Source organism: Kitasatospora sp. NPDC101235, from assembly GCF_044767505.1.
GTDB lineage: Bacteria > Actinomycetota > Actinomycetes > Streptomycetales > Streptomycetaceae > Kitasatospora.
Genome location: NZ_JBIWNZ010000034.1, coordinates 38,940 through 55,913, shown reverse-complemented (window position 1 = coordinate 55,913; position 16,974 = coordinate 38,940). Strand labels below are relative to the sequence as shown.

Sequence of the window (16,974 nt, the reverse complement as noted above, 5' to 3'; positions counted from 1 at the left end):
GAAGGAGATTTTTAATGGCTAATGGCACTGTGAAGTGGTTCAACTCGGAGAAGGGCTTCGGCTTCATCGAGCAGGAGGGTGGCGGCCCCGACGTCTTCGCCCACTACTCGAACATCAACGCCAACGGCTTCCGTGAGCTGCTCGAGGGCCAGAAGGTCGAGTTCGACGTCACGCAGGGCCAGAAGGGCCCGCAGGCCGAGAACATTCGCCCGCTGTAGTTCTTCTGCCATGGCACCCGCCTAGCAGCGAGGGGCCCGCACCGCGCACATGCCCGGTGCGGGCCCCTCGGCTCTCCGGCAGGCTGCTGGCTGCCTGCTCGGCCGACGCCCTCGTGGTTGCCACGCCCACCGGCTCGACCGCCTACAGCTCCGGGGGCCCTCGACTTCGGCGACCGGATCGGTGTCTACCGCGCCCCGCAACGCGTACGGCTCGTTCCCCTCAGCCACCGACTTCTACGGCCGGCTCCGGGACCGCTTCCTCGCCAGGCAAGGGGCGATCCATCCTCAGGAGTAGAACCGCAGCCCGGCGCGCCCCGTCGTGACCCGTCAGCTGCTCTGGAGGCGGCGGGCCTCGGCGATGAGCTCGGTGGGCAGGGCGGAGCCGGAACGCGACAGCTCCGGCTACCGGCGGTACGGATCCGGGGAGTTGCTGCAGCTGGTTCAGGTCCGGACGCTGGCCGCCGCGGGCGTGCCGCTGGCCGGGATCGGGCCCATGCTCGACACCGACGCCGCGCGGTTCGGTGCCGCGCTCGCCGACGTCGGGCGGCAGCTCACCGAACGCATCGATGAGCTGGTCGCCCGCCGCGACACGCTGCACCGGCTCGCCGACGGCGACCGGGCCCTGCTGCCAGACCGTGCCTGCGCGGTCCTGGACCGGATGCCCGGCCTCGGCTTCAGTCCCGACTACGTGGCCGCGCAACGCGAGGCCCTGGTACTGGCCCGGGCGTTGGTGCCTGAGGGCTTCGACGGCTTCCTGACCCAGCTCGAACACGGGCTGGACGACCCCGAGTACATCGACCTGACCAAGCGCGGCTGGGAGGCCGAGACCTGGGAACCGGACGACCCGAGGATCGAGGAACTCGCGACCGCCATGGCCGACCGCTACCTCGCGAACCCCGCGCTGCTGGGGGATCATGCCAGTCTGCGGGCATGGGCCAAGGCTTCGGCCCAGTACAAGCTGATCAACAACCACCGCGAGGACCAGGCACCGGTCGCGGCCCGGCTGACCGCGCTCACCGAGACCAAACTCCGCGCCGCAGGCGTACCCATGCCGCACCGGTGAAGGAATCCTCCGCCACGCAGCCTCGTTCATCCGGGGGTCGGTGAGCTCCTGGGAGTCCTTGAGGTCTCGGCGTGCTCCTTGTCCGGGCCGGTCATGGAGCCGAGACGCCCCAGGGGATCACGCGAGGTCACCGGCACGCTGGGTTCCTCGGGGAACCGTCGGCGGGTTGAACACGAGAACCCACCAGAAGAGCAGTCCAACCATTCCCCCCAGATGTTCCTCATGATGTGGCCAGACTGTCCCCATGGCAGATCAGATCACCGAGCATCTCATCGACCGTTTCGTCAGCGCCCTCCGGCCGGTTGTGCCGCTGGTCTCGGTATGGGCGCACGGGTCACTTGCCGGAGGTGACTACCAGCCGGGCCGTAGCGACCTCGACCTGATCGCTCTCCTCGGCCGACCGTGCACGGCAACCGAGGAGCAGCGACTTGGCGAGATGCACGAGGCCCTGGGCAGGGTCAGCCCCCTCGCGTCGAGGCTGCATTGCAGCTACCCCGCCGTCACCGAGTTGGACGATCCCGCACGCTCACACCTCACGTGGGCCCACGAGGAGCTCATGCACCGACCGATCACACCGGTGACCAGGCGTGAACTGCACGACTTCGGACTCGTCCTCCACGGTCAGCCACCGACTGAGATCCTGCCACCGGTGACCGACGGGGAGCTCGCCGATTCCATCGTCAAGGACCTTCAGAACTTCTGGCGGCCGGCCCTGGACCACCCGGAACGGTGGACGCGCGACATCTGGGTCGACCTCGGCCTGCTGACCCTGGCCAGAGCAGCAGTGACCTTGCAGGACGGCAGACTGATCACCAAGGCCGAGGCCCTCGACGTACTCGCCGAACTGGGCGCCCCCGCGGACGTCGTGGACGACATCAGGCAGCGTCGCTACGGCACTCCCGGCCCCGCCGACCAGCAGTGGATCAACCGACGGGCAGAACTGACGCTCGCCTTCCTCGGGCCCGCGATCGACCAGGTCGTCGCTGCTTCCCTCTGACGAAGCACGTGCGCTGGTAACGCCGATACCGCCATCGGTTCGTCGTTCGGCCAGCCAGGGCCGCACGGGTTGCACCGAGGCGGGACTCCCGGTCAGCGGGCAGCTTGGCCTGGATCCTGTCGACGATGGCCTTGGTCTGCGGGTCCATTCCGGAGGTGTCGACGGACGACAGCAGCGACCGGCCGGTGACGGTCGTGGACCCGGTCGCGGCGGCGTGCGCAGGAAGAGCCAGGCCAGGGGAGCAGGTCGTGGCAACGGCCAGGCTCGCTGCCATGCGGTGCGGTACGCGCGAGGGCCGGGACACCGGCGGTGTCCCGGCCCTCGGCGTCGGGTCAGCCGTGCCGCAGTCGGCCGGTGGACTCGCGGGCGACCAGCTCCGGGGTGAACAGGTAGTCCCTGACCTGGCCGCCGTGCCCCTCCAGCTGGCGCCACAGGGCCTCGGCGACGGCCGCGCCCAGGCCCGGCCCGCGCGGGAGCTGGCCATCCAGCTTCTCGACGAGGCCGGCTACACCTCCGGCGCGGACCTCCTGTACTACGAGGACCCGGAGGCACCCCACCACGAGGACGCCTGGCGCCCCCGCTCCCGGCACGCGCTGCTGCACCTGTTCGGCGGCCCCTCGCCGGTCGTCTCGCTCACCGCCGCCGCGCACCTGCGGCTCGCCCCCGGCGAGACCTGGAGCGCCGTCAACCCGGCCGCGGTGCGGGCCGACGGCGTGCGGTACACCGCGCTGGAGGCCGACTACCGGGTGGAGCGGCCCGAGGTCGTGGCCGTCTCGCCGCACGGGCTGCTGCGCCCGCTGGCCGCCGGGCGCACCGCGGTGACCGTACGGGCTCACGGGCTGAGCGGGCACTGCGAGGTCGAGGTGGCGCCGGAGCTTCCGGCCCGGCCCGTCCTGGAGGTCGTCGTCACCGTCCCGGACGGCACCCCGCACGACACGCCGGTGATGTACGGCCCGCTGCCCTGCCGCCCCGACGGCCCCGGGCGCTTCCGCGGCCGGATCGCCGTCCCGCGCGGCACCGGCTTCGACGGCGGCGTCTCGCGCGGGTGGGGCCTGGACGCCGTCGACGAGGACGGCCTGCGGGTGATGCACCCGCTGACGGTCAACCGCGACACCCGCCTCGACCTCACCGTCGACCGCTGGCACCGCCCGGCGGACGGCATCTGACCCGCTGTCCCACCCCGGGGCCCCGGCCCCTCCCCAACGAAGGAGTCTCGGACGATGCGCTACCGCAGACACGCCGCACTCGGCGTCCTCGCCCTGCTGGTCACGGCCTGCGGCGGCACCTCGCCCGCCGGCGCGCCGTCCACCGGCACCTCGTCCGCGAGCGGCGCGGCGGCGGGGGATCCGATTGAGCGCCCCGCCGATCGCGGGCCCGGAGGGCGACCTGGTGATCTGGGCGCAGACCCAGCAGGCCGCCGCCCTGCAGCCGCTCGCCGACCGGTTCGGCAAGGAGCACGGGGTCAAGGTCACCGTCGCCCCGCAGTCCGTCAACACCCAGCAGGCCTACGTCTCGGCCACCAACGCGGGCAAGGGCCCGGACCTGGTGGTCGGCGCCTCCGACTGGCTGGGCAACCTGGTACAGAACGGCGTCGTCGCGCCCGTCCCGCTCACCCAGGCGCAGAAGGCGCTGTTCCAGCCCGCCGCGCTGGAGGCCGTGAACTACGACGGCCGGCCGTACGGGCTGCCGTACGCGACGGAGAACCTGGTGCTGTTCCGCAACACCGAGCTCGCGCCGAACGCTCCCACCACCTTCGAGGACCTGGCCGCCGCCGGGCAGGGCGCCGTCAAGGACGGGAAGAGCGAGATCCCGCTCGCCCTGCCGATCGGCCAGCAGGGCAACGCGTACGCCCTAAAGCCGCTGTTCACCTCGGCCGGCGGCTACCTGTTCGCCGCCAAGGCGGACGGCGGCTACGACACCGCCGACCTCGGGGTCGGGGCGCGCGCTGGCGGCACCTGGTCGCCGTGCTCGCCGTCTGCTTCGCGCTGTTCCCGCTGCTGTTCGTGCTCTCCGCGGCGCTGAACCCGCTCGGCACGCTGCAGTCGTCCACGCTGCTGCCCCGGCACGCCTCGCTTGCCAACTTCACCGCCCTGTTCACCAACGGGCAGTACCCGTTCGCCCCGTGGCTGGGGAACACGGCGCTGGTCTGCGGCACCTTCGCGGTGCTCAACGTGCTGCTCGGGGTGCTGGCCGCGTACGCCTTCTCGCGGTTCCGCTTCCGGGGCCGGCGGATCGGGCTGATGGCGGTCTTCCTGGTGCAGATGTTCCCGCAGTTCCTCGCGGTGATCTCGCTCTACCTGATGTTCGCGAAGATCGGCGACGTCCTGCCGGCGATCGGCCTGGACACCCCGTGGGGCCTGGTGCTGGCGTACCTGGGCGGCGCGATGGGGGTGAACACCTGGCTGATGAAGGGCTACCTGGACACCATCCCGCGCGAGATCGACGAGGCCGCCAAGGTGGACGGCGCCGGGCACGCGCAGATCTTCTTCCGGCTGATCCTGCCGCTCGCCGCGCCGATGCTGGTGGTGATCTCGATCCTGTCGCTGACCGCCGCGCTCAACGACGTGATCCTGGCGAACATCTTCCTGACCTCGAACGACTCCAAGACCGTCGCGGTCGGCCTCTACGGGATCATCTCCGGCCAACAGGACCAGAACTACGGCCTGTTCGCGGCCGGGGCGCTGGTGACCTCGCTGCCGGTGATCGTGGTCTACCAGTTCCTTCAGCGCTACCTTGCCCAAGGCCTGACCGCCGGGTCGGTCAAGGGCTGAGCGGCCGGACGCTGTCGCCCCGTACGGGAACTGCCCGTTACCCCCGCTTCGGTCTCCTGCTTCACGCGCCGCCGACGCGATATCGGGCCGGGCCGCAGCGGCGGCGGCGAGCCGGCGGGCCACGGTGGCGGTGGCACGCCTCCCACCTCGCTGGCGGCCGGCGCCTGATCCGCTGCCAGCGGTCTGCCAGCACTCTGCCAGCGGGGTGCGGAACTGTCGGACGTGCCGGGCGGTACGCCGCGACCGAGGAGCGCGTGACCACCCGGCCCGTTGACGAAAGGGCACTCGCGTGACTCGTACCTCCCCTCCCATCGCCTCCGCCGCAGGCCCGCGCCGGCCCGAGGCGTCCCGCACCGCAGCCCGACGCTTGGCGGCCTCCTGGAGGCTGGGCGCGGGCGCCGCCGCGGCAGCGCTGCTGGCCGCCGTGTGTCCGGCGACCGCCGTGGCCGCGCCGGACACCGCCCCGGTGCCGCGACTCACGTGGGCGAAGTGCGGGGACGGCTTCGAGTGCGCGACCGCCCGCGTGCCGCTCGACCACCACGACCCGGGCGGCGCCGGGATCGACCTCTCCGTCATCCGGCACCCGGCGGACGACCGGGCGCACCGGATCGGCTCACTGTTCTACAACCCCGGCGGGCCGGCCGTGCCCGGCACCGTGGCCCTGCCCATGATGCTCGGCCAGTTCCCCGAGGAGGTGCGCAAGCGCTTCGACATCGTCAGCTTCGACCCGCGCGGCACCGGTGGCAGCGCTCCCGTCCAGTGCTTCGACAACCCGGCGGACGAGCAGGCCCTGCTGGCCGGCACCGCCGCCGGCTACCCCGAGGGCGCGGACCAGCAGCATGCCTGGGCCGACGCCTACCAGCGCCTCGCCCGGCAGTGCGCGGCCCGCAACCCGGCCCTGCTGCCGCACGTCTCCACCGCGAACGTGGCCCGGGACATGGACCTGCTCCGCCGGGCGGTCGGCGACCGACGGCTCACCTACCTGGGCACCTCGTACGGCACCTACCTCGGCGCCACCTACGCCAACCTGTTCCCCGGCCGGGTCCGCGCCATGGTCCTCGACAGCGCACCGGACCCGGTGGCCTGGTCGACCGGCCACGGCGGGCAGGCCGCCACCATGGGTACCCTGCTGCGCAACGGCAGCGACGTGGCCGCCGGCCGTATCCTCGACGCCTTCCTCGACCGGTGCGCCCAGGTCGGTCCCCCGGCCTGCGCCTTCTCCGCCGGGACGGCCGCCGCCACCCGGGCCAGGTACGGCGAGCTGCTCCAGCGGCTGCGCACCCGGCCGGTCGCGGTCGACGGCACGACCTTCACCGCCGGCTCGGCCCTGGAGGCGACGATCCTCTCGCTCTACGCCACGAACCCCGTCCCGCACCTGCCCCTCACCGGCTGGACCAAGCTCGGCGCGACGCTCCAGGCTCTGTGGGCCGCCACCGAGGAACCGGCCACACCGACCACACCGCTGCCGCCCGTCTTCCACCAGCCGCCGGACCAGGCGCTGGCGGTGGCGTGCTCGGACAGCGCCAACCCGCCCGCCCGGGCCGACTACCCCGCCCTCGCCGCGTCCGCCCGAGCCCGCTCCGGCGAGGCCGGCCCCTACTTCGCCTGGGCCGACGCGCGCTGCGCCGACTGGCCCGCCCGGGACCGCGACCGGTACGAGGGCCCCTGGAACCACCCGACCGCCCGACCGATCCTGGTCGTCGCCAACACCGGTGACCCGGCCATGCCGTACGCAGGGTCCCGCGCGATGGCCCGCTCGCTCGCCCGCGCGGAGCTGCTGACCGTCGACGGCTACGGCCACACCGTGCTGGCCAACCCCAGCGACTGTGCTGCCCGGCACGAGACCCGCTACCTGATCGACGGCGTCCTTCCCGCGCCCGGCACGGTCTGCGCACCCACCCGCCCGCCGTTCAGCGGCTGATCGCGCATCCGTCCTGCCGCGCCACCCGCCCCGGGTGGCGCGGCGGGCACACACCCGGCCGACGCCGAAGAGCCGGTCAGCCCGCCTCCAGCGCCAGCGACTCCGGCCGCGGCAACGCCCGGCCGCGCTCCCAGGCGGCCCGGAAACCGGCCTCCCCGAGGGCCTCGGCGCAGCCGTTCAGGACGGCCCGCAGCTCCGGATCGCCCGCGTCGTGGGCCCCGCGCAGGCCGTACGCCGCGCCCAGCGCCGCCGCCCCGCGCGCCGCCTCGCCGAGCGCGAGGCAGTACTCGGCGAACCCCTCCAACACGTCCGCCCGCACCGGCTGGTCGCCGCTGTCCGCGCCCAGCTCCAGGGCACGGCGGTGCAGCGGGCCGGCCGCGTCCGGCGCGCCGCGCCGCTGCTGGATCCGGGCCAGGCTGGTGTGCAGCAGGGCGAGCAGGTGCAGCCGCGCCGGGGCGCCGGGGCCGCTCCCGGGCAGCCGCTCCAGCCGCCGCAGCGTCTCCTGCTGGCCGTGCAGCGCCACCTCCAAGTCTCCTGCACGCCGCGCGAGTTCACCGAGCGCGTAGCGGGCGGCGGCCTGCAGGTGAGGGTCCCGGGCCCGTTCGGCTGCGGCCAGCGCGCGCTCCAGGTCCGCCCGGGCCGCGGCCGGTTCGCCGCAGCGCGCCCGCAGTCGGCCCGACAGCAGCAGTGACAGCGGCGCCTCGCCGGAACCGCCCATCTCGGCGTCCCGTTCACCGGCCTCCGTCAGCGCCGCGAGCGCCTCGTCGGCCGCGCCGGTGACGGACAGCAGTGCGGCCAGCGTGACCAACGCCATGGCCAGCCCCCAACGGTCACCCAGGACACGGAAGCCGTCCACCGCGGTCCGCAGGCAGTGCTCGGCGCGCCCGATCCGGCCCGCGCCCAACTCGATCCGGCCGAGCACCAGATGGGCGGCGGCCCGCATCCACCGGTCGGGGTGCTCGCCGAACCGCTCCGCTGTCGCACCCACCGTGTCCGGCGGCCCCGCCGTGGCGAGCAGCAGTGCGGCGGCCAGAGCGACCGGGTGATCAGCCTGCTGCGCCGTGACCAGTGCCGCGCCCATCGCCTCCGGCGGGACCACGGCGTCACCGGTCTCCCGGAGCGGGGCGGTGAGCTGCGCCAGGATCACACACAGGGCGTGTGCCTGCTCCAGACCGGGTGGCGGGGTGCAGCCGTGGGCCGCGAGGACGGCCGACGTCCACTCGCCGGCCTCACGGCCCTGACCACGCATCAGCCAGGGCCAGGCCCGGGCGGCCGTCAGCCGCAGCGCGTGCTCCGGTGGGCCGACGGCGACCGCCCGGCGCAGCGCCGCGTCCAGGTTGTCCTGTTCCGCGTCGAGCCGGGCCAGCCGGCCGATCTGGCCGTCCGTCCGCAGCCGGGGTTCGGCGTTCTCGGCGAGCTCGACGAAACAGCGCAGGTGGGCGGCGCCGGTTCGTCCGTCCTCGCCGGCCTCGACGAGCCGTTCGGCGGCGTACGCGCGGACCGTCTCCAGCAGCCGGTACCGCACCGTCCCGGCCTCCCCGCCGACGGCCGCGACCAGGGACTTGTCGACCAGGGACGCCAGCAGGTCCTCCACGACCGTCGGGTCGGGCGCCGGCCCGCCCGGCCAGTGCCCGGCGCAGACCAGGTGTGCGTCGGGGAGGGTCGCCCCGCCCGCGAACACGGAGAGCCGTCGCAGCAGGACGCGCTCGTCCTCGTCGAGCAGCTCCCAGCTCCAGTCGACCACGGCGCGCAGCGTGCGGTGCCGGTCGGGAGCGGTGCGTGAGCCGCGGTCCAGCAGCCGGAGCCGGTCGTGCAGCCGCGCCGCGACCTGCCCGGGGCTCAGGGCCCGCAACCGGGCCGCCGCCAGTTCGAGGGCCAGCGGCAGGCCGTCCAGCTCCCGGCAGATCCGGACGACCGGCTCGACGGTGTCGTGGTCCAGGGTGAATCCGGGGCAGGCTGCGGCAGCCCGCTCCGTGAAGAGGGCGACGGCCGGGTGCGCGCGTGCCTCCTGCGCGGTGCCGCCGGGTTCGGGCACGGCGAGCGGCGTCACCGGCCAGAGCACCTCGCCGGTGACACCGAGCGGTTCGCGGCTGGTGGCCAGCACAGTGAGCCGGGGCGCGGCAGCCAGCAGGCGATGGGCCAACCGGGCCGTGTCCTCGATCAGGTGCTCGCAGTTGTCCAGGACGAGCAGGACCTCACGGCCCTCCAGGGCCCGGACGATCCGGTCGACGGGCCCAACGGATTGACCCGGGCCGGCCTGATCGCCGGCCGGCAGGCCGCCGGCCAGTACACCGGCCTCCGCCGGACGGCAGAGCGCGATCAGCACGGCCTGGGTCACTCCGTCCGGCCCGTCGACGCCCGCGAGTTCGGCGAGCCGTACGTCCGTTGCGGGCGGTGCGGCGGTCGCGGCCGCAACCGCCAGCCGGGTCTTGCCGACACCGCCCGGTCCGGTCAGCGTCACCAGGCGGGAGCGGCGCAGGCGCTCCTGAACCGCCGCCAGCGCCTCGTCGCGACCGACCAGACCGGTGAGCCAGGTGGGCAGTGCCGCACGCCTGACCGGGTTCCCGGTGGACGCGGGGGCCGGCCCCGGCGCAGGCGTCCTTGCGCCGGACAGCACACGCAGGTGGACGTCCCGCAGTTCGGCGGACGGGTCGGCACCCAGTTCCTCGGCCAGGGCCCGCCGGGTACGCTCGAACACCTCCAGTGCCGCCGCCTGTTGCCCGTCCGCATGGAGTGCGCGCATCAGCCTGACGGCGGCCCGCTCGCGCAGCGGGTGCGCGGCGCAGAGTCCGGTGAGCTCGGCGACCAGACGCGGCACCGTGTCGGTCCTGCCGAGTGCGAGGAGAGCGTCGGCCCGTTCCTCCACCGTCGACAGCCGCAGCTCCGCCAGCCGGGCTGCCGACGCCGCGACGAACCCGGCGCCTTCGGCGTCCGCGAACGGCGTTCCCCGCCAGAGTTCCAGCGCCCCGTCCAGCAGAGCGACCGCCTCGGCGAACCCGTCCGTCGCCAGTGCCGCCCGCCCCGCTGCCACCCGCTGTTCGAAGTCCCAGGCGTCCACGCTTCCCCGGGGCAGGTCGAGCAGGTACCCGGCGGGGTGCGAGCCGATCACGCCCCGGTCGCCCCCCAGCGCACGGCGGAGCCGGGAAACCAGGGACTGCAGGGCGCCGGCCGGCTCCTCCGGCGGGGTGTCTTCCCAGAGGTCGTCCACCAGACGCTCACGGGTGACCACGCGCCCAGGGTCGAGAGCCAGCCGGACCAGCAGCAGCCGGAGCCGTGCCCCGCCGACCTCGAAGGCCGCCCCGTCCTCACCCCGTACGACCTGAAGTGGCCCCAGAACGTTGATCCGCACCCCGCCCGCCCCTCGCTCGGCATCAGCCCACATCCAAGATCATTATCTCTGTCCCGCCAGGCCCGAGCGGCAGGGCACGATCCCGGACGGCCGCTGGCAGACCTCCGCGACCCCGCGAGGCCGATGCCGTCCGGGAGCTGCCGCGCCCGGACGGCATCGGCCTCGCCCTCACAGCAGGCTTGTCACCGGAGTCGAGTGGCTCCGAAGAAACGGCCCACTGTGCTGGTCAGGCCGGAACCACGGTCGGAGCGAGGAGCGTCACGGACAACGGTCACGACGCGGTGTAACCACAGTGAGCGCCTTCCAGGGCGGCATGGGCCTCGGTGAGTCTGTCGACCGCGGCGTCGAGTGTCTCGGGCGGGAGGGTGAAGGGAAGGCGCAGGTAGCGGTCCAGGGCACCGTCGGGGGAGAAGTGGAAGCCCGGTGTGAGGGAGAGGTTGCGTGCGGCTGCGAGGGCGGCCAGTCGGCTGGAGTCGGTGTCGAGGAGTTCGAGCCACAGGGACAAGCCGCCCTGCGGGGTCCGGAAGCGACACCACGGCAGCGCGGACAGACGGGAGACCAGGTGGTCGCGCTGTGCACGCAGTTGGGCGCGTCGGCGGTCGAGGACCGTCTCCAGGTGGTCCACGAGTCGGGTCGCGACGAGCCGGTCGAACGGTGAGGGTGCGAGAGCGGCCGCGAGCGGGAGCGCCGCCAGGCGGTGGATGACGTCGGGGTGAGCACGGATCCATCCCACGCGCAGGCCCGGCCACAGGGACTTGCTCAGGGAGCCCACATGCACGACGTTGCGGTCGCCGACGCGCGTGACGGCGCGGGGCGGCGGGGAGGCGTGCTCGCGCAGGTCGAGGTCCCGCATGGTCTCGTCGAAGACGACCACGGTGTCGTGGTTGCGCAGGCGGTGCCGGAGCTCGCTGCGCTCGTCCTCGCTCATCAGCAGGCCGGTGGGGTTGTGGAAGTCAGGGATCAGATAGGTCAGGGACGGCCGGGCCGCCCGGAGCGTGCGGTCGAGGGCGGGAATGTCCCAGCCGGTGGAGCTGAGGGGCTGCGCGACGAGCCTGGCACCGGTGGCGCGGAACGTGGCGAGCGCGCCGGGATAGGTGGGGGAGTCCAGGACGACCCTGCTGCTCTGTCGCAGGTACGCCGCACTGAGCAGGCTCAGCGCGGCGTCGGCGCCGCTGGTCAGCAGGAGGTGCTCACCGCGGGTCGCGAGCCCCTGGGCGCAGTAGGCATCGGCGATGACCGTCTGCAGCGCTGACGGCCCATCACCGTCGGCGGTGTCGCGCAGCAGAGCGGCGGGCAGAGCATGGGCTGTGGCGTGTACTGCCTGAAGGAGCTCGTCGAACGGCGCTGCGGGCTCCGCCATGGTCAGGTCGAGCACCGCGCCGCTCCTGCCCGCCTGGCCCCGGTCACTGGCCCACGGCGAAAGGCGATCGCGCAGCCGGGGTGGCAGGGAGGTGGTGCTTCCGGAGCCGGTCCGGGTAACGATCAACTGTTCGGCTCGCAGGATGTGGTAGCACGCTGCCACGGTGCCCCTGGCAAGTCCGAGTTCGCCGGCGAGGAGGCGTTCGGCAGGAAGCTGCACCCCCAGCGGCAGCCGACCGTCGTGGATGGCCTTTTCCACGGCAACGGCCAGTCGCTTGGCGAGGGGGCCTGCGCCGACGCGCCAGTCGCCGAGCAGACGGGGGAACTGCGACGCCGGGACGCGCCGCACAGCGCGATTCACGTAGGCCACTTTACCGGGATTGGACCATGACTGGACGGTCGGTCCCGCCTAGCGTCGAGCCGTGACCAGCCACCACCACTCCGGAAACCACATGCCCTTGAGCTATCGACATGTCGATGTCTTCGCCGGCAGGGCGTTCACCGGCAACAGCCTTGCCGTCTTCCCCGAGAACCCGGGCCTGTCCACCGCGCAGATGCTCGCGATCACCCAGGAGCTCCGGCATTTCGAGACGATCTTCCTGAGCGGCGCGGACGGGACGCAGGACGTCACCGCCCGGGTGTTCGACCTCTTCGAGGAACTCGACTTCGCCGGGCACCCGATCCTGGGCGCCGCCGCCGTCCTGCACGAGCGCGACGGCAACCCCGGCCCGCGGCGCTGGACCTTCCGCCTGACCGGCAGGACCGTCGAGGTGACCACCCGGCGCACCGCCACCGGATACCACGCGGAACTGGACCAGGGAGAGCCGGAGTTCCTCGCGACCGTCCCGACGGAGAACAGACCGGAGGTCGCCGCGGCACTGAACCTGCCCGATCGGGCACTCGCCGATCTTCCCCTGCACGTCGTCTCCACCGGCCTGCGTTATCTCATGGTCCCGGTGGTGGCGGGTCTGGCGGAGGCGAGGATCGTCCGCAAGGACTTCGCGGACCTGGTCGCGCGGTACGGCGCGCAGTTCGCGTACGTGATCGACGTCGAGGCCCTGGAAGGCCGCCACTGGAACAACGACGGCCTCCTGGAGGACGTCGCGACCGGCAGCGCGGCCGGCTGCGTCGGCGCGTACCTGGCCAAGCACCGCATCGTGCCCGTCGAGGAGGAGTTCGCGCTGCGGCAGGGGCGCTTCACCGGCCGTCCGAGCCGGCTCACCGTCCTCCCGCAGGGAGACCCCGACGACCTGCGCAACATCCGGGTAGGCGGCGACGTGGCCATGGTTGCCCGCGGAACCCTGGACACCTTGCCCGAGTGAGGACCACCCCCATGCCCGGCTTCCCCCTCTACACGGCCGACCGGATCCGCGCGGCCGTGAACCTCGCCGACCTCGTGGAGCCGGTCGCCGACGCCTTCACCGCGGTCGCGGATCCGGAGCAGGCCGTACAGCAGTCCGACATCGTCGTCACCGCGACCGCCAGCCCCACCCCCGTCCTGTTCGGCTCCTGGCTCCGCCCCGGCCAGCACATCACCGCCCTCGGTGCCGACGACCCGGCCAAGCGAGAACTCGACGGCGCCGGCCTGCGCCGCGCCACCCGGGTCTTCGTCGACAGCCGGGAACTCGCTCTCCGCTACGGGGACATCCACGCCGCCATCGCCCGCGGAGAGGTGACCGACGAGCGCATCGACGGCGAAATCGGCGACGTCCTGGCCGGCCGGATCCCAGGACGCCGCACACCGGACGACATCACGGTCGCCAAACTCATCGGCATCGGCCCCCAGGACCTCGCCGCCGCCGAAACCGCCCTCGCCCTTCTGGAACGGACCGACGGTTGACCACCATGCAGCGCCCCTTTCCCCCGCGCGTCGCCACGGCCGCAGACATCGACGCAGTCGTCCGCACGCTGACCACCGCCTTCTTTCACGACCCGCTGTGGGGCCCAGCCTTTCCTGACATCGAACGGCGCGCCGTCCGGGCCGCGGCCATGTGGCGGCTCTACGCGACGTCGGCGCTGCGCCACCAGTGGCTGCTCGTCAGCGAGAACGCGGAGGCCACAGCCGTATGGATCCCGCCGGGCAGACAGGAACTGACCGCCGAAGAAGCAGTCGACCTCGCAGACCTTCTGCGTGAGGCCGCCGGCCCGGAAGTGGCCGAGGCCGTTCTGGCGATGGGCGACCAGTTCGCGGCCGCGCGACCAAGGAAGCCGCACTTCTATCTCACGCTCCTCGGCGTTCACGACCAGTACCGGGGCAAGGGGCTCGGCATGGCTCTGCTGGCAGAGAGCCTCGCCCGCATCGACGCCCTCGGCGTCCCCGCCTACCTGGAGTCGTCCAACCCGGCGAATCTCCAGCGGTACGAGAGCGTCGGCTTCACCGCCCTGGACCAGATCGTCATCGCCACCGGCCACGTCGTCACCACCATGTGGCGCCCAGCCGCCGCTCCCGGCCCGGGGACTGGTGGGCTCGCATGCTGAGGTCTCGCGCATCACGTGCCAGGAGCCAGTCAGACCTGTTCGAAGTGGAACGCCTTGATGAAGCAGTCACGCGGCTGGGCGACGGCGAAGAGGATGCACTCCACGAGCGACTGCGCGGTGAGCGCGTCCTTGGCCTCGCGCGGTGTGTTCTCCCACTCCTCGGACAGCGGATCAGGGTTGTCGAAGTCCGGCGGGTAGAGGGAGATCACCCGGACCCCCTGGGGCCGCAGCCGCTTGGAGAGGATCTCGGCGAACCCCGCCTGGGCGCTCTTGGCCGCGTAGAAGGCGTCGTGCGCTTCCGAGCGGTGATGACCGGCCGTTCCGCAGGCGGAGACCATGGTCACCACATCCGGCTTGTCCGAGTTGAGGAGGAGGGGCAGGAAGTTCTTCACGGTCAGGACGGTGCCGGTGGCGCCGGAGGCGATGGTGTCGACGACGTCGGCGTCGGAGGCGGATTGGAGGTCTGGGCCTTGGAGGTAGCGGGAGCCGTTGTTGATCAGCAGGTCGATGCGGTCGGTGTGCCGGCCGACGTCGGCAGCGAAGTCGCGGATCGAGGCCGGGTCCGTCAGGTCGCAGGTGAAGGCGTGGACCTGCTGGTGACCTCGGCCGCGGATCTCGTCGCGGACACGCTCGGCGGCGGCGAGAGTGCGCGCGGAGAGGAAGACCTCGGCGCCGAGGTCCGCGAGGCGGATGGCCAACGTGCGTCCGAAGTCGCGGCCGGCGGCGGTGATGACCACGCGGTGACCGTCGAATCTCATGTCGGTACTCCTGGTTCCTGGATCGAAGGTTGTGGTGAAGTGCGGCGACTGACTTCGGCGGCCGGGTTCCGTGACTTCGCGCGGCCGGGTGCCGCCGGTCAGCGTCTGACGATCCGGTCGAGGACGGCGGCGATGCCGGACTTGACGGCGTCGCGGTGGTGGAGGGGTATCGCGGGCAGTTCGCTGGTGGGGCGCACGCCTCGGTCGGCGAGGATGTAGAGCAGGCGCAGGGTACGCAGGCAGTTGCTGATGTGGGCGGGCACCGGGGTGCTGATGCGGTCGGCCCCGAAGCGGTCGGCGATCGGATCCAGCCAGCCGACGGCATCGCGTTCGCTCAGGTCGGTGCGGGTGAGGACCCGGGCGATCGCCCGGGCCAGGCGGTCGTCCTCCAGCTGGTCGTAGACGTGGTCGGTGGGCGCCGTCAGCCGGGCGGCGGCGAGGTCCAGCATCCGCACCGGCGCCACCTCGGGGTGGCAGCCGAAGCCGGCGAGCAGGTCCGCGCCGTGCGCCACCGCGTGGAGCCAGCCGAGCGTCTCGTCGTGACCGCGCAGATCCTGCTCCGCCGGGTACCAGAGCTCGAACGCGTCCACCCAGCCGGCCTTGAAGTCCCCTGCGGCCACCAGCATGTCGAGCACGAGGGGCGCGAAGGTGCGGGCCTCGACTCGCGGGTCGGTGAACCGGGTGGCCATCTCGTCCCCCAGCTCCAGCCGCCGGGACGTCCCGATGGTCCCGCGGGCGATCCAGGTCGCCAGGACGGTGTAGGGCGCGCCGTCCCGGACCAGTGGATCGGGATCTGCCAGGGCACGGGACAGCTCGCGGACGAGGTCGTCCATGGGGTGGTCGGCGGGCACGGCACAGTCGGCGGCCTCGACGCTCTTCCAGTCGATCATGACGGGCAGAATAGGTCCCTGCCGTTGCCGCGCGCCTGCGAATTATGTCCAGGCATCCGTCTCAACCAGTCGACATCCCGACCGGGCTGCGCCCGGACGCTGTCGACGAGTAGCGGAGCGCGGCGGGCGCGTCCGGCCGCGCCCGCCGCTCATGCCGTCGTGGAAGGCTCGTGCAATCGGCTACCGACTCGCGTTGGCGTATGGGTTGGCTGTCTCGATGCGGACGGCTCGGGCGCGGACCACGAATGGCCGGGAGAGGACAGTGATGGCGACGGAGATCGCGGCCACAGCAGTGATGGCCGCGCCGGGGGTGAAGTGCTGGGCAACGCCGCCGGCGATTGCGGCTCCGATACCCTCCCACGTCATCCGGCCGGCGGACTCGACTCCCTGGACCTGGCCACGGACCGGATCGGGGGTCAACTCCAGAAGCTGAGATCGCAGATGGCGTCGCGGAGCCTGGCGACAGGTGCGTCATCGGCGGCGGCGGCGTCGCGGAGGGCTTCGGGAAGAGGGTCGGGTGCGTGTGCAAGCAGCAGGTCGTGGCGGACCCGGGCGCAGGACGCCCGGCGGACGACGGAGAGTTCTTCCTCGAAGGCCGGCGCGAAACTCGTGGGATTCGGAGTCAGGAAGTCAGGGAGGGTGCGCTGCTGGGCGACCAGGGACATCAGTAGACCGGTGTCGAGCGTGCTGAGTCTGCCGAGTACGGATCTGCGCCAGGGCAGGTGCAGCGCGGACAGGCCCGGATCCTGCAGCACCCGCAGGCTGAACAGGGTTTCGTGCAGGGGTGAGAGGGCGAAGCGGGTGTCCGCGAGGTCCTCGACGCCGAGCACAAAGCTGATCATTGAGCCATACGCTACATCGATTGGCGACGCGGCGTCGATGCCGTGGACTTCCTCCCATGACACACACAACTCACGTGCAGCGTACGGCGATTGTCACCGGCGCGGCACGCGGCACCGGTGCCGCTGTTGCCAGGCGCCTGGCGGGCGACGGCTTGGCGCTCGGAGTGATCGACCTGGACGAGGCGGACTGCGCCGAAACGGTGGAGGCCATCACAGGTGCCGGCGGGGCAGCGCCGGCCGTCGCCGCTGACGTCGCCGACGAGCGGCGGCCGCCTGCCGCGGCCGGGCTGGGACGTACCCGCTCGGAGCGGGCCGGCGGCGGGCGGGT

General features: G+C 72.7%; 15 protein-coding genes and 1 pseudogene. 11 read left to right on the top strand and 5 right to left on the bottom strand.

Translation table 11 applies throughout. The features are described 5' to 3' along the window. Nucleotides 1-14: 14 nt before the first annotated feature. From ACIRRH_RS37265 to ACIRRH_RS37235, 7 genes are all read left to right on the top strand, one after another. The gene (locus ACIRRH_RS37265) at nt 15-218 is read left to right on the top strand and encodes a cold-shock protein (RefSeq protein WP_045694210.1); all 204 of its coding nucleotides are present in this window, start codon (nt 15-17) and stop codon (nt 216-218) included. A gap of 427 nt (nt 219-645) precedes the next feature. Then, complete coding sequence (locus tag ACIRRH_RS37260) at nt 646-1,281, top strand: MerR family transcriptional regulator (RefSeq protein ID WP_403076525.1); 636 nt, start codon at nt 646-648, stop codon at nt 1,279-1,281. A gap of 244 nt (nt 1,282-1,525) precedes the next feature. After that, complete coding sequence (locus ACIRRH_RS37255; protein WP_403076523.1) at nt 1,526-2,278, top strand: aminoglycoside adenylyltransferase domain-containing protein; 753 nt, start codon at nt 1,526-1,528, stop codon at nt 2,276-2,278. A 272-nt stretch (nt 2,279-2,550) separates the two neighbouring features. Beyond that, on the top strand, nt 2,551-3,444 hold the full coding sequence (locus ACIRRH_RS37250) for a hypothetical protein (RefSeq protein WP_403076520.1): 894 nt from the start codon (nt 2,551-2,553) through the stop codon (nt 3,442-3,444). Nucleotides 3,445-3,628: 184 nt separating this feature from the next. After that, a complete protein-coding gene (locus tag ACIRRH_RS37245) occupies nt 3,629-4,300 on the top strand; it encodes an extracellular solute-binding protein (protein WP_403076518.1) in 672 nt (223 codons plus the stop codon). Beyond that, nucleotides 4,243-5,049 (top strand): sugar ABC transporter permease, encoded by an 807-nt coding sequence (locus ACIRRH_RS37240; protein ID WP_403076515.1) that lies wholly within the window; start codon nt 4,243-4,245, stop codon nt 5,047-5,049. Before ACIRRH_RS37245 ends, ACIRRH_RS37240 begins: the two co-directional genes overlap by 58 nt. A 289-nt stretch (nt 5,050-5,338) precedes the next feature. Then, on the top strand, nt 5,339-6,970 hold the full coding sequence (locus tag ACIRRH_RS37235; protein ID WP_403076513.1) for an alpha/beta hydrolase: 1,632 nt from the start codon (nt 5,339-5,341) through the stop codon (nt 6,968-6,970). A gap of 76 nt (nt 6,971-7,046) precedes the next feature. Here ACIRRH_RS37235 and ACIRRH_RS37230 read toward each other — a convergent pair whose 3' ends face one another. Then, the gene (locus tag ACIRRH_RS37230) at nt 7,047-10,319 is read right to left on the bottom strand and encodes a BTAD domain-containing putative transcriptional regulator (RefSeq protein WP_403076511.1); all 3,273 of its coding nucleotides are present in this window, start codon (nt 10,317-10,319) and stop codon (nt 7,047-7,049) included. Between the two features lie 271 nt (nt 10,320-10,590). Continuing rightward, nucleotides 10,591-12,039, bottom strand: a complete 1,449-nt coding sequence (locus ACIRRH_RS37225; RefSeq protein ID WP_403076509.1) for a PLP-dependent aminotransferase family protein — start codon at nt 12,037-12,039, stop codon at nt 10,591-10,593. A gap of 91 nt (nt 12,040-12,130) precedes the next feature. Here ACIRRH_RS37225 and ACIRRH_RS37220 point away from each other — a divergent pair, with 91 nt between their 5' ends. From ACIRRH_RS37220 to ACIRRH_RS37210, 3 genes are read left to right on the top strand one after another with little or no spacing between them, the layout of a single operon-like run. Further along, nucleotides 12,131-13,000, top strand: coding sequence for a PhzF family phenazine biosynthesis protein (locus ACIRRH_RS37220; protein ID WP_403076609.1), 870 nt, complete (start codon nt 12,131-12,133; stop codon nt 12,998-13,000). Between the two features lie 11 nt (nt 13,001-13,011). Next, nucleotides 13,012-13,518, top strand: coding sequence for a hypothetical protein (locus tag ACIRRH_RS37215; RefSeq protein ID WP_403076507.1), 507 nt, complete (start codon nt 13,012-13,014; stop codon nt 13,516-13,518). Between the two features lie 5 nt (nt 13,519-13,523). After that, entirely contained in the window at nt 13,524-14,156 is a 633-nt protein-coding gene (locus ACIRRH_RS37210) for a GNAT family N-acetyltransferase (RefSeq protein ID WP_403076606.1), read from the top strand. A gap of 29 nt (nt 14,157-14,185) precedes the next feature. Here ACIRRH_RS37210 and ACIRRH_RS37205 read toward each other — a convergent pair whose 3' ends face one another. The 3 genes from ACIRRH_RS37205 to ACIRRH_RS37195 form a co-directional block, all read right to left on the bottom strand. Continuing rightward, nucleotides 14,186-14,914 (bottom strand): SDR family oxidoreductase, encoded by a 729-nt coding sequence (locus ACIRRH_RS37205; protein ID WP_403076504.1) that lies wholly within the window; start codon nt 14,912-14,914, stop codon nt 14,186-14,188. A gap of 98 nt (nt 14,915-15,012) precedes the next feature. Continuing rightward, on the bottom strand, nt 15,013-15,804 hold the full coding sequence (locus ACIRRH_RS37200) for a DUF2785 domain-containing protein (protein ID WP_403076502.1): 792 nt from the start codon (nt 15,802-15,804) through the stop codon (nt 15,013-15,015). A gap of 416 nt (nt 15,805-16,220) precedes the next feature. After that, on the bottom strand, nt 16,221-16,709 hold the full coding sequence (locus ACIRRH_RS37195) for a hypothetical protein (RefSeq protein ID WP_403076499.1): 489 nt from the start codon (nt 16,707-16,709) through the stop codon (nt 16,221-16,223). Between ACIRRH_RS37195 and ACIRRH_RS37190 the strand changes: the two are divergent. Then, nucleotides 16,703-16,927, top strand: a pseudogene (locus ACIRRH_RS37190) (SDR family NAD(P)-dependent oxidoreductase); the annotation flags it as partial. The gene ACIRRH_RS37195 and the pseudogene ACIRRH_RS37190 overlap by 7 nt on opposite strands. Between the last annotated feature and the right edge of the window lie 47 nt (nt 16,928-16,974).